This window comes from Streptomyces sp. NPDC058375 (assembly GCF_042723425.1).
Lineage (GTDB): Bacteria > Actinomycetota > Actinomycetes > Streptomycetales > Streptomycetaceae > Streptomyces > Streptomyces durocortorensis.
Genome location: NZ_JBHXJG010000224.1, coordinates 1 through 11,970 on the forward strand (window position 1 = coordinate 1; position 11,970 = coordinate 11,970).

Genomic DNA, 11,970 nt, shown 5'->3' on the forward strand with positions numbered 1-11,970 from the left:
GCCCGGGCCCGGCCCCTGCCCGCCCGCCGGCCGCCTCCCCACCGGGCGGGCCGTCGCCTCGCCTGCCCGAGGTAGCCGCGCGGCTACGACGGGCGCGGCTCAGATGCGGCCGGCGGCCCACTCCAGGGCGGCGGAGACCCGGGTGTACACCCCGGGGCTGCCCGGGCGCCCGCAGCCGCTGCCCCAGGACACCAGGCCGATGAGGCGCCCACGGGCCACCAGCGGCCCGCCGCTGTCGCCCTGGCACGCGTCCCGGCCCCCCGCCGGATCGCCCGCGCAGAGCATCGCCGAGGCCTGGTACGTACCCTCCTGGCCTCCCGGGTAGGCCCGCGCGCAGTCGCTGTCGGGCAGGACCTGGATCCGCGCGGAGCGCAGCACGGAGGCGTAGGTGCCGCTTCCCGTCGTATCGCCCCAGCCGTAGACGTCCGCGGCGGTCCCGGCACGGTAGGCGGCGTCCCCGCTCCTGGCCATGGGGATCGTCCCGCCCTTCGGCAGGGCGCGGGACAGGGTCAGCACCGCGACGTCGCCGGCGTTGGAGTCGGGGTCGTACGCCGGGTTCACCCAGATGGACCGGACCGGGATCTCCCGGCCGCCGGAACCGCTCAGCCGCTCCCGGCCGGCGATGACCAGCAGGTCCTTCACCCGCTTCGCCGGTCCGCCGAGCGCCTCGTCACTCAGACAGTGGGCGGCCGTCAGGATCTTCGTGGGCGCCACGGCCACGCCGCCGCAGAACTGCCCCGAGCGTGCCCCTCCGAACCGGTCCCGGCTGGAGAGCGCCACGGCCCAGGGGCTGTCCGCCACCGGGGCGGGCTGTCCGCCGACGACGATGCTGTCCGCCACCGCCGCGGAGGGCGCGGCGAGGGGCAGCACGGCCGCGGCGGCGGTCAGGGCGAGCACCCCGGTCAGGGCACGGACGACGGGACGGGGCATGGAGGCTCCTGACGCTGAGGTGATAAACGTTTCACCCAGCGTGATCCAGCCGGTCCGCGTCCGCCCCCGGGGACACGCCGGAGGGCCCGGATCCCCTGGGGGGTTCCGGGCCCTCGGCCGGTGAAACTTCCACTATCCGGTATTCAGCGCTCCGGACTTCGGCGATCCAGTCGCGCGGCGATCTAGTCGAGATAGTCGCGCAGCACCTGGGAGCGCGACGGGTGGCGAAGCTTCGACATCGTCTTCGACTCGATCTGACGGATACGCTCACGCGTCACGCCGTAGACCTTGCCGATCTCGTCGAGCGTCTTCGGCTGACCGTCGGTGAGACCGAAACGCATCGAGACCACGCCGGCCTCACGCTCGGAGAGCGTGTCGAGCACCGAGTGAAGCTGCTCCTGGAGGAGCGTGAAGCTGACCGCGTCCGCCGGGACGACGGCCTCGGAGTCCTCGATCAGGTCACCGAACTCGCTGTCGCCGTCCTCGCCGAGCGGGGTGTGCAGCGAGATCGGCTCGCGGCCGTACTTCTGGACCTCGATGACCTTCTCGGGGGTCATGTCGAGTTCCTTGGCCAGCTCCTCCGGGGTGGGCTCGCGGCCCAGGTCCTGGAGCATCTGGCGCTGCACCCGCGCGAGCTTGTTGATGACCTCGACCATGTGCACCGGGATACGGATGGTGCGGGCCTGGTCGGCCATGGCGCGGGTGATCGCCTGACGGATCCACCAGGTGGCGTACGTGGAGAACTTGTAGCCCTTGGTGTAGTCGAACTTCTCGACCGCGCGGATCAGACCGAGGTTGCCCTCCTGGATCAGGTCCAGGAAGAGCATGCCGCGGCCGGTGTAGCGCTTGGCCAGGGAGACCACCAGCCGGAGGTTGGCCTCCAGGAGGTGGTTCTTGGCCCGGCGGCCGTCCTCGGCGATGATCTCCAGCTCACGCTTGAGCTTCGGAGCGAGCTTGTCGGCGTTCGCCAGCTTGTCCTCGGCGAAGAGACCGGCCTCGATGCGCTTGGCGAGTTCGACCTCCTGCTCGGCGTTGAGGAGGGGAACCTTGCCGATCTGCTTCAGGTAGTCCTTGACCGGGTCGGCGGTGGCGCCGGCGACGGCGACCTGCTGGGCAGGTGCGTCGTCCTCGTCGTCGTCGGAGAGGACGAAGCCCTTGTTCTCGCCCTCGCCCTCCTCTTCCTCACCCTTGCCGGCCTTGACTTCCTCGACCGGCTCGTCGCCGTCGAGGATCTCGTCGTCCTGCTTGCCGGACTTCTTCGCGGCGGTCTTCTTGGCCGCCGTCTTCTTCACGGCTGTCTTCTTGGCAGCGGTCTTCTTGGCCGCCGCCTTCTTTGCCGGAGCAGCCGCGACGGCGTCGTCGGCCACCGCGTCCGCACTCTCGGCCGCCGGGGCGGCGGTGGCCGCGACGGTCCTGGTCACGGTGGTCTTCGCCGCGACGGTCTTGGTGGCGGTGCGCTTGACCGGGCTCTTCGCTGCGACGCTCTTGCGGGCGCGCTTCGGCGACTCCGCGGCACTGACCATCAGCGTCACACCCTCTTCCTCGAGGATCTGGTTGAGGCTGCGCAGAACGTTCTTCCACTGGGTTGGCGGAATCTGGTCAGCCTCGAAGGCCCGACGCACGTCATCGCCGGCGATCTGCCCATCAGCCTTTCCCCGCTCGATGAGCGCCATCACAGACTCGGACTCGGCGATCTCCGGCGGGAGCGTACGGGATGTGCTGGCCGACACGAACAACCTCTCGGAACGATGGAAACGGCTTCCGGCCCTGCCCTGGAGGGGGCTGGAACCGACGACCGCCGACTGGGGATGTCGTCGACGGCGCGGGTTTGGCCTCAGAACTGAAACAGCGTGCCCAAGGGCTGCTGTATTCCTTCCGCTGCGCTCACCTCTTAGGTCATCGCGCTGCTTCGAGGAGTGTTACGGCCAATACGCGTGGCCCGAGTCACACCTCATTCGCGACGAACGGGATGAAAGGTCGCATCCCCCTCCATTGTGCCGCCGGACCTGTGCGGCCCGGCGGCATCGGGCCCACACGTCCCGGCCTCGCCCCGGTCAGTGCTCGCGCGGCGCGGGGACCACCCGCTCGACGTCGGGGTGGACGACGAGCAGTTGACGCATGGCCGTCTCGGCGGCCCCGGCATCGCCCGACGCCAGGGCGTCCGCGATACGCGCGTGGTGGGCGAGCGAGGCCTCGCCGGGACGGTCACAACCGGTGACGGGACCGCCGGAGACATGGAGGGCGGCCGAGACGATGCCGGAAAGGTGTTCGAGCATCCGGTTGCCCGCGGCCTGGATGAGCAGGGCGTGGAACTCCGCGTCGGCACGGGAGAAGGTGATCGCGTCCCCCTGCCCCATCGCGTGCCCCATGATCTCCACCATGTCGCCGAGCCGCTGCTGGAGGTCGTCCCTGCCGTGCCCGGCCGCGAGGCGGGCCGCGAGCGGTTCGATGGTCCAGCGGAGCTCGGCCAGCTCACGACGCTGGTCGTCACGCTGGGGACCGAAGGCCCGCCATTCGATGATGTCGGGATCCAGGAGGTTCCAGTCGCTGACCGGGCGGACCCTCGTCCCCACATTGGGGCGCGCGCTGACCAGCCCCTTGGCTTCGAGGACGCGCAGGGATTCGCGTACGACGGTACGGGAGACCTCGAACCGCTGGCCGATCTCCTCGGGAACGAGGGGGCGGTCCGCGCCGAGGTCACCGGAAACGATCATCTGGCCCAGCTGCTGGACGAGTTGGCCGTGGAGACCGCGTCCCCGGCTGGCCGAACCCCGTCGGCTCGCCCGTCCCAGCTCGGAATCGGCACCGCCCCAGGCCCGGGTGGCGGCACGCTCGCCGGCCGACGCCTCCGTATAGGGGTAGCGGTCGAGTTCGCCCGAGCCGGCCAGGCCGGAATCGGCGGAGCGGGCGGCGGTCATCATGGTGTGCGCAAGGGTACTCACGCATCCTTTGTCGGCGCGGCTCGCCCACCCCTTGAGGTCTTTGGTGAAAAGCACACGAAAGGGTGATCGGCGCTCGCTCCGCAATTGACGCCATATCCACACAAATCAGTCATTTCTCAGGGAGTTGCGGGCTCCTCTCCTCGACGCGGGACGGCGGCGATCACCAACGTGCCCTTCCGCGAAGGCTGGTGAACAGATATGCGCAGATCAGGGCTGACAACGACAGGGCGAGTGCGGTCCCGACGGGCTGCGCCACCACCCGCGCGACGGCCAGGATCCAGTGGTCCGCCTCCTGCGGCAGCTGCCACCCGGCCAGTTCGCGCAGTCGGCCCGGGAGGCCGGCGACCGAACGCGCGGACGGCACCGCGAAGATCTTCTGCACCAGCGGAACGACGAGCACCGGTACGGCCAGCACCGCGGCGATGCCCGCCCCGGCCACCCGGAAGACGCCGGCGGCCAGCAGCCCCGCCCAGGCGCAGCCGACGCTCAGGCCGGCCCAACTCACCCCCAGCGCAAAGGTGTTCGAAGGGACCTCGATCAAGTCCGGTCCGTACACGAGCCGGAGGCTCTGCGCTCCGCACACCAGGGCCAGGCCCGCGAGCACCAGGGCGAAGCCCGCGGTCACGGTGAGCTTGGCCAGCAGCAGCCCGAGCCGCCGGGGCACGGTGCCGCGAGCGGCGGCGAGAGCGGGATAGCGGAACTCGTCCCCGAAGGACAGCGCGCCCAGCAGGCCCGCGCCGAGCGCGGCGGGAGGGAGCGGCAGCAGAGCGGGCCAGGCGGCGAGCACGCGGGGAAGCGCGGTGCCGTCGGTGCGGGCGAGCAGGACGGACACGGCGGCCGACACCACCAGAACGGCCGCCATGATCATGGTCGTTGTCCGGACGCCGAGCGAGCGTCGCAGTTCGTACCGGAGGGGGCGCAGGGGGCCGCGCGCGGGACGTACCCGGATCGGGGGCGGCAGCTCGGACAGGGCGGCGGCCGCATCGCCCCGCTCCGCTCCCCCGGCTCCGGCCCCGGCCTCCGCGGGGGTGGCGGGTCCGGTGTCGCCGATCTCGTCGGCGAGCCGGTGCACGGGGACGCCGTGCCGGTAGGCGGTGTCGCCGATCTCCGCGCAGTTGCTGCCGTACACCGTCAGTCGGCCGCTCGCTTCCTCGACCACCTCGACGGAGCGCTGCGCGGCTCGGGCCTCCCGGCTGACCACGGCCGCCAGCCGGGCCGCGTGCGGGGTGCGGACGGCGACCCGGGCCCGGAGCCGGGTGCGGGCGAAGTCGGTGACGTCCTGGTCGGCGACGAGGCGTCCACCGCCGATGGTGACGACGCGATCGGCGGTGCGGGCCGCCTCCTTGGGGTCGCCGGTGGTGTGGAGGACCGTGCCGCCCTGGGCCGCGTGCGCGCGCAGCAACCCGTACAGCCAGCTGTTCTCCCGTGGGGACAGCCCCTCCGCCGGTTCGTCCAGGATCAGGGTGTGGGGGTCTCCGAGGAGGGCGGAGGCGAGGCCGAGCCGGCGGTCCATTCCCACCGAGAGGGTGCCCAGGCGCTGGTCCCCGAGGCCGGCGAGACCGACGACCTCCAGCACCTCGTCGGCCCGGGTGGCGGGCACGCCCGCGGCCGCGCAGAGCATACGGAGCTGGCCCCGGGCGGTCCGGGACGGATGGCCCGGTACGTCACCGAGCAGCACGCCCACTTCCCGTGCCGGGTGGGCGATGCGGTGCAGTGGCCGTCCCCGGAAGTAGGCGACGCCCCGCCCGGCGTCCAGTTCGAGCATCAGCCGCAGGGCCGTGGTCTTGCCCGAGCGGGGGGCGCCCAGCAGGGCCGTGACACGGCCGGGGGGAGCCTCGAAGGTCAGATCGTTCACGGCGGGCGGGGCGTCGCGACGGGGGGTGCTGGTGAGTCCGATGGCCTGAAGCATCGCTTCTCTCGCGTCTCTCGCGGAAGGTGAGACCGCTCGGCGGCAAGGGGGTACCGCAGCAACATAACGCGACATTTCAGACTTTTGGTGCAGGGGCGGGCCGACAGGCGTTCCGCAGGGCCATCGCGGTGGAATGCCCGGTGGCTCAGACCTCGGGTCGCAGCATCGGCGGATTGAGCACCGTGGCCGACCCGGATCGGAACAACTGCGCGGGCCGGCCGCCCTGCCGCGTGGTCGTCCCACCGGAAGGCACCAGGAATCCGGGCGTTCCGGTGACCTTGCGGTGGAAGTTACGGGGATCGAGGACCACGCCCCACACCGCTTCGTACACCCGGCGCAGCTCGCCGACCGTGAACTCCGGCGGGCAGAACGCCGTGGCCAGCGAGGAGTATTCGATCTTGGAGCGGGCCCGCTCCACCCCGTCGGCCAGGATCCGCGCGTGGTCGAAGGCCAGCTCAGCCGCCTGATCGCCCTCCCGCCCGGTGCCGGGGTGCAGCAGATCCTCGACCGGCGCCCAGCGCGCACTGTTGGCGTCACCGCCCGCCCGGGGCGCGGGAAGGTCCGGTGCGAGGGCGAGATGGGCGACGCTGACCACCCGCATCCGGGGGTCGCGCGCCGGATCGCCGTAGGTGGCCAGCTGCTCCAGATGTGCGCCGTTGCCCGCGGCCGGTTTCGCCGGGTCGTGCGCGCAGAGGCCTGTTTCCTCCACGAGCTCCCGCGCTGCCGCGGACTCCAGGTCCTCGTCCAGCCTGACGAAACCACCGGGCAGCGCCCATCGGCCCTGGAACGGGGTCTCTCCGCGGCGGACGACCAGCGCGCAGAGCGCGTGACGGCGCACGGTGAGCACGACCAGGTCGACGGTGACTGCGAAGGGCGGGAAGGTCGACGGGTCGTAGGGCGGCATGCCGCGATCATAGTCGTCTGCCTGACGATAAACACTCCCTTCAGCATGCTCGTGATCGGTCCATGTCTCACGGTTCGGAATGCGTCGCGGCGCAGGGGGCCACCGTGGGATCGGAGCGGCCGTTCAGTGGGACAGTCGGTCATGCCTATGACCAACCCGTGGCTCGCCGGCCCGTCCCCGAAGAAGCGTCTGGATCGAGAGCGTCTGGAGGAGCGGATACTCAACCTGCTGTCGTCGCAGAACATGTGCGTGCTCGCGACGGCGGGTCCGGAAGGGCCGCTCGCGACGCCGGTGCGGTACTTCCACCTCGACTTCGCGGTGATGTTCAGCACCGCCCCCGGGTCGCCGAAGATGCGGAACCTGGCCTCGGACGCCCGGGTGTCGGTGGGAGTTTTCGCTCCGCTGGTCGGGCAGGCCAGCAGCCGAGGGGCCCAACTCTTCGGGCGTGCCCGTCTGCTGTCCGAGAAGGACCGGGATTTCGAGCACTACTGGCCTGCGTTCCGCTGGCAGTCCGACCATGTCGAGCGGTCGCGTTCGCTCGACGAGCCCCCGTCGGGTCCTCTCGTGGTTCTCGAGGCTCAACGGATCGTCTACACGGAACACTGGCTGCGGCGCGAGGGGTTCGCGCCGCGTCAGTTCTGGACCAGGCGGGGCGAGGGCACGGATCCCGGGGCCGAAGGCACGGACCCCGGCCGGCCGGCAGGCTAGCCGGACGGCTTTCGCCTGCCCCTTCACCGGCTCCCACGCCGATTCCTCGGCCGGGCAGGGTCCAGTTCATCGTCGCGTCCTGCTGCCGCGCCGGCCGTACCGCCGGGCGTCGCGTGTCCGCCGCCCGGTCACCGGGGTCCGGGGGCGGGCCGAGCCGGATGACGCCTTCCCGCGCTCGGTGCCCGGAGGCCGAGGAGCGCGCCCTCGGCGCCCGCCCCCGCCGGGCAGCGGGCGGACCTTGCGGACGTGCAGGGGAACGGCACCCCGGTCGGCGACGGTGTCCACCACCGCATCCGCGGCTTCGGCGCCGACGCCCGTGTCCTCTTCGGCCGCCTCGCGCAGGCACCGGCGCAGAGCCTCCGGATCGAGCCCCTCGTTGCAGGCCCGGTGCAGCAGTTGGGCGAACGTGTAGTCGGGATCGGCGCGCAGCGCCAGGGCCAGGGCGACCCGCGCGCCCGGCTCGTCGCCGGTGGACCAGGAGACCCAGCCCGCCAGGGTGAGCGGAGCGGCGGCGTGCTCGCCGTACGGTCCGACGCAGCGCCGCGCCAGCGTCCGCCACAGCCGCAGGGCCGCTTGGGCTTCCGGCCCCTCCATCCAGGCGGCGGCCCTGTCCCGGGTCTCGCGGTCCTGGAGCCCGAGGATGAGGGCGGCGGCCTCGTCGGAGTCGATCAACTGGTCGTCCCCGGCGTCCGAGAGCGCGGGGGGCGCGGGCTGTGCCTCCTCGATGCGGTCCATGAGCGTGCGCGCCAGCCGGAGGGTCTCCGCCGCGACCTCCCGCCTGGCCCGCTCGTCGAGAAGCCTCGGCAGCAACGCCGGCCCGACCCTGTCCAGGGCCTTCTCCTGCGCCCGCACGGCTACCGGGGTCCGCAGGGGCTGGAGCCGCGCTTCCATGTCGCGCAGCGTGCCCCGGACGTGGACGCCCGCGTAGGTGGCGGCCGCGGCCATCACCGTAGTGCCGGGCATGGCCAGGGGATTTCCCTGGTCGGGGCAGCATCGGGGGTCGGGACAGCAGTAGGACCAGTAACGGCCGTCGGAGATGCAGAGGGCTTCGAGGACGGGCACGTCGAGCGCTCCGCACGCCGTGCGCAGACGTTGCGCGAACGGCCTGAGCCGCTCCATCGTCTGCCGGCCGCCCGCACCGTCCGGCGAGTCCTGGCAGAAGAAGAGGACGATCGCGTCGGGCCGTCCTTCACGGCGCTCGCTCCCCGAGACCAGGCACTCCGCCAACTGGTCGGCGACCGGCCCCCATTCGCCGGGCGCCTGCGGAATTCCGAGGCGGAGCCGGCCGCCGAACCGGCCCCGGCCGCCGTGCAGGGCGACCATCACGACGCTGTCGTTGGGATAGAAGCCCATGAGATACGGGAGGGCGTCGGCGAGCTCGGCGGGGCCGCGCAGGGTGATCTGCTGTTCCCCGGCGGGGCCGGTGGATTCGTGGTGCTTGTTCATGGCTCGACGGTCCCGCGCCCCGCCGAATCCCGCGACCCCTGTGGATAACGTTATCCACAGGCTCGCGTCGTCGTTCGCGGTTTGTCGTGGTCATCGGGTTGCATGGGGGCATGACCAACGCAGATCGTGCAGCGCTCAGGGCTTCGGCCGATTCCGTCCTCGCCCGCCTGGTGGGCGATGCCACCGGTACGGCCGTGCTGCGCGAGGACCAGTGGGTGGCCATCGAGGCGCTCGTCGCCGACAAGCGCAGGGCGCTGGTCGTGCAGCGCACCGGCTGGGGCAAGTCCGCCGTCTACTTCGTGGCGACGTCGCTGCTCCGCGCGCAGGGCAGCGGCCCGACCGTGATCGTCTCACCGCTGCTTGCGCTGATGCGCAACCAGGTCGCGGCTGCCGCCCGGGCCGGGATCAGCGCCCGCACGATCAACTCGTCCAACACCGAGGAGTGGGAAAGCGTCCAGGCCGAGGTGGCGGCGGGCGAGGTCGACGTCCTGCTGGTGAGCCCCGAACGGCTCAACAACCCCGACTTCCGCGACCAGGTGCTGCCGAAGCTGGCTGCGGCGACCGGGCTCCTGGTGGTCGACGAGGCCCACTGCATCTCCGACTGGGGGCACGACTTCCGGCCCGACTACCGGCGGCTGCGGACGATGCTCGCCGATCTGCCGACCGGGGTGCCGGTGCTCGCCACCACCGCCACGGCCAATGCCCGCGTGACGGCGGACGTCGCGGAGCAGCTGGGCACCGGGGCCGGCACCGACGCACTGGTCCTGCGGGGGCCGCTGGACCGGGAGAGCCTGAGCCTGAGCGTGCTGCGACTGCCGGGTGCGGCGCACCGGCTGGCCTGGCTGGGCGACCATCTCGGTGAACTTCCCGGCTCCGGCATCATCTACACGCTCACCGTGGCGGCGGCCGAGGAGGTCACCGCCTATCTGCGCCAGAACGGGCACCCGGTGGCCTCGTACACCGGGCGGACCGAGAACGCCGACCGACAGCAGGCCGAGGACGATCTGCTGGCCAACCGGGTCAAGGCGCTGGTCGCCACGTCCGCGCTGGGCATGGGGTTCGACAAGCCCGACCTCGGTTTCGTCGTGCATCTGGGCTCTCCTTCCTCCCCCATCGCCTACTACCAGCAGGTCGGGCGTGCGGGGCGCGGGGTGGAGCATGCCGAGGTGCTGCTGCTCCCCGGCAAGGAGGACGAGGCGATCTGGCAGTATTTCGCCTCCGTCGCCTTTCCTCCCGAGGAGCAGGTGCGGCGCACCCTGGACGTTCTGGCCCACGCGGAGCGGCCCCTCTCGCTCCCCGCTCTGGAGCCTCTGGTCGATCTGCGCAGGACCCGGCTGGAGACGATGCTCAAGGTGCTGGACGTCGACGGCGCCGTGAAGCGCGTCAAGGGCGGCTGGACCTCCACCGGCACTCCCTGGGTCTACGACGCCGAGCGCTATGCCTGGGTCGCCCGGCAGCGGGAGGCCGAGCAGCAGGCCATGCGCGACTACGCCTCGACGACGGCGTGCCGGATGGAGTTCCTGCGGCTGCGCCTGGACGACGAGGAGGCCGCGCCCTGCGGTCGCTGTGACAACTGCGCGGGCGCCCGCTTCGACGACAAGGTCTCCACCGCCGCCCTGGACGGAGCGCGCACCGAGCTGGGCCGGCCCGGTGTCGAGGTCGAGCCCCGCAAGATGTGGCCCACCGGTCTGCCCGCGGTGGGCATCGAGCTCAAGGGGCGTATCCCCGCGGGCGAACTGTCCTTCACCGGCCGGGCGCTCGGCCGGCTCTCCGACATCGGCTGGGGCAACCGGCTGCGCCCCATGCTCGCCGCGCAGGCCCCGGACGCTCCGGTGCCGGACGACGTCACGAACGCCGTGGTCACCGTGCTCGCCGACTGGGCGAAGGGGCCTGGCGGTTGGGCCTCCGGCGCGGCGGACGCCGCTCCGCGGCCGGTCGGCGTGGTGACCGTCGCCTCCCGCCGCATGCCGCAACTGGTCGAATCGCTCGGCCGGCGCATCTCCGAGATCGGCCGGATGCCCCTGCTCGGGACGGTTTCCTACGCGCCGGGCTCGGAGGAGGCGCGGATGTCCCAGACCAACAGCGCCCAGCGGGTGCGGGCGTTGCACGAGGCTTTGGTCGTGGAGCCGGAGCTGGCGGCGGCGTTGGCGGCGGCCGACGGCCCCGTTCTGCTGGTGGACGATCTGTCGGACACCGGCTGGACCCTGGCCGTGGCGGGGCGTCTGCTGCGGCGGGCCGGAGCCCAGGGGGTGTTTCCGCTGGTCCTCGCGGTTCAGGGGTGACAGGGGGAGTCATCCCGGGCGGGTCTGGGCAGGGATATCAGTGTCATTCCGGCTGATTCCCGTCAGCCGCAGTAATTGCTCGTTGCCGCCTGCCGGTAGGCCAGGGAGGATGGGAAGCGCCCCCGCACAGTTCTCGTCGGGCCCGGAAGGGCTGTGCCGCGGCGCGCCCTCACTCGACCCTGCCCGCACCGTGGGCGCGTAGCGAAGGGAGGACCGTGACCTTCGGATTCGCCCCGACCACAGCCACTTCGACAGCGGCGTCCGCGGTTTCCGCAGACTCCGTCAACCGCCTTGCCCGAATGCTCGAACCAGCGGAGTGGGCCTCGGCGGGGATACCCCTGCTGCGCAGCCCCCGGGAGGTCGTCGGCGGGCTGCACTCCCGCCACCGGCCGACTCCGGCCACCGCCGTGGTCGCGGTCCTCGACCATGAGGAACGGCTCACGGCGAGCGCCTCGTTCGCCCGCCGGGCGACAGTGCCCGCGGACGGCTGGGAGTTCCGCAACGCCCTGTTGGCGCAGTTGCGGCGGGTCATCCCGCACGATCTGCGCCGCCGCACTCCGGTCCGTACGGCCGTACTCCTCTACTGCCGTGACGGCGACGAGCGGTGGACCGAGGAGGACGGTGCGTGGATGTGGGGCCTCAGGGACGCCTGCACGCTGCACGGGCTGCGCTGCGGTGCCTACATCACGCTCACCCGCGGGGGCTGGCAGGTGCTCGGTGAGGGAAGGGGCGGGCGGCGGCCCAGTTCGCTGTCGGAGCCCTCGCTCCTGGCCGACACCGTCGCCGACCACCTGGCCGCCCCGACCCGCTCGGGCGGCGGAGCGGTGGAGGCACTGCGCCGCACCGCGG

Annotated in this window: 9 protein-coding genes; 3 read left to right on the forward strand and 6 right to left on the reverse strand. The window is 72.1% G+C overall.

Annotated elements, in window-relative coordinates:
* Positions 1–99 precede the first annotated feature (99 nt).
* From ACFWM7_RS27750 to ACFWM7_RS27770, 5 genes are all read right to left on the reverse strand, one after another.
* Positions 100–930 (reverse strand): S1 family peptidase, encoded by an 831-nt coding sequence (locus tag ACFWM7_RS27750; RefSeq protein WP_383265395.1) that lies wholly within the window; start codon positions 928–930, stop codon positions 100–102.
* A gap of 182 nt (positions 931–1,112) precedes the next feature.
* Positions 1,113–2,660, reverse strand: coding sequence for an RNA polymerase sigma factor (locus tag ACFWM7_RS27755; protein WP_383265398.1), 1,548 nt, complete (start codon positions 2,658–2,660; stop codon positions 1,113–1,115).
* Positions 2,661–2,984: 324 nt separating this feature from the next.
* Positions 2,985–3,851 carry a FadR/GntR family transcriptional regulator gene (locus ACFWM7_RS27760; RefSeq protein WP_383265415.1) on the reverse strand — a complete coding sequence of 289 codons (867 nt, stop codon included), beginning with the start codon at positions 3,849–3,851 and terminating at the stop codon, positions 2,985–2,987.
* 181 nt (positions 3,852–4,032) lie between these two features.
* Positions 4,033–5,781 (reverse strand): ATP-binding cassette domain-containing protein, encoded by a 1,749-nt coding sequence (locus ACFWM7_RS27765; protein ID WP_383265401.1) that lies wholly within the window; start codon positions 5,779–5,781, stop codon positions 4,033–4,035.
* A gap of 145 nt (positions 5,782–5,926) precedes the next feature.
* Positions 5,927–6,685, reverse strand: coding sequence for an NUDIX domain-containing protein (locus tag ACFWM7_RS27770; RefSeq protein ID WP_383265404.1), 759 nt, complete (start codon positions 6,683–6,685; stop codon positions 5,927–5,929).
* Positions 6,686–6,832: 147 nt separating this feature from the next.
* Here ACFWM7_RS27770 and ACFWM7_RS27775 point away from each other — a divergent pair, with 147 nt between their 5' ends.
* The gene (locus ACFWM7_RS27775) at positions 6,833–7,393 is read left to right on the forward strand and encodes a pyridoxamine 5'-phosphate oxidase family protein (protein ID WP_383265418.1); all 561 of its coding nucleotides are present in this window, start codon (positions 6,833–6,835) and stop codon (positions 7,391–7,393) included.
* A gap of 66 nt (positions 7,394–7,459) precedes the next feature.
* Here the strand turns inward: ACFWM7_RS27775 and ACFWM7_RS27780 are convergent, their stop codons facing one another.
* Entirely contained in the window at positions 7,460–8,839 is a 1,380-nt protein-coding gene (locus ACFWM7_RS27780) for a DUF4192 domain-containing protein (protein WP_383265406.1), read from the reverse strand.
* A gap of 110 nt (positions 8,840–8,949) precedes the next feature.
* Between ACFWM7_RS27780 and ACFWM7_RS27785 the strand changes: the two genes are divergently transcribed.
* Both ACFWM7_RS27785 and ACFWM7_RS27790 read left to right on the forward strand, forming a co-directional pair.
* Positions 8,950–11,121, forward strand: a complete 2,172-nt coding sequence (locus ACFWM7_RS27785) for a RecQ family ATP-dependent DNA helicase (protein WP_383265409.1) — start codon at positions 8,950–8,952, stop codon at positions 11,119–11,121.
* Between the two features lie 215 nt (positions 11,122–11,336).
* Positions 11,337–11,970: hypothetical protein (locus tag ACFWM7_RS27790; protein ID WP_383265412.1), on the forward strand; the 634-nt coding region annotated here is incomplete at its 3' end.

What these genes read in the sequence shown, in the direction of transcription:
- ACFWM7_RS27775 (WP_383265418.1), top strand. Translation starts at nt 6,833, where the DNA reads ATGACCAACCCGTGGCTCGCCGGCCCGTCCCCGAAGAAGCGTCTGGAT.
- ACFWM7_RS27780 (WP_383265406.1), bottom strand. Translation starts at nt 8,839, where the DNA reads ATGAACAAGCACCACGAATCCACCGGCCCCGCCGGGGAACAGCAGATC.
- ACFWM7_RS27750 (WP_383265395.1), bottom strand. Translation starts at nt 930, where the DNA reads ATGCCCCGTCCCGTCGTCCGTGCCCTGACCGGGGTGCTCGCCCTGACC.
- ACFWM7_RS27770 (WP_383265404.1), bottom strand. Translation starts at nt 6,685, where the DNA reads ATGCCGCCCTACGACCCGTCGACCTTCCCGCCCTTCGCAGTCACCGTC.
- ACFWM7_RS27765 (WP_383265401.1), bottom strand. Translation starts at nt 5,781, where the DNA reads ATGCTTCAGGCCATCGGACTCACCAGCACCCCCCGTCGCGACGCCCCG.
- ACFWM7_RS27785 (WP_383265409.1), top strand. Translation starts at nt 8,950, where the DNA reads ATGACCAACGCAGATCGTGCAGCGCTCAGGGCTTCGGCCGATTCCGTC.
- ACFWM7_RS27760 (WP_383265415.1), bottom strand. Translation starts at nt 3,851, where the DNA reads ATGATGACCGCCGCCCGCTCCGCCGATTCCGGCCTGGCCGGCTCGGGC.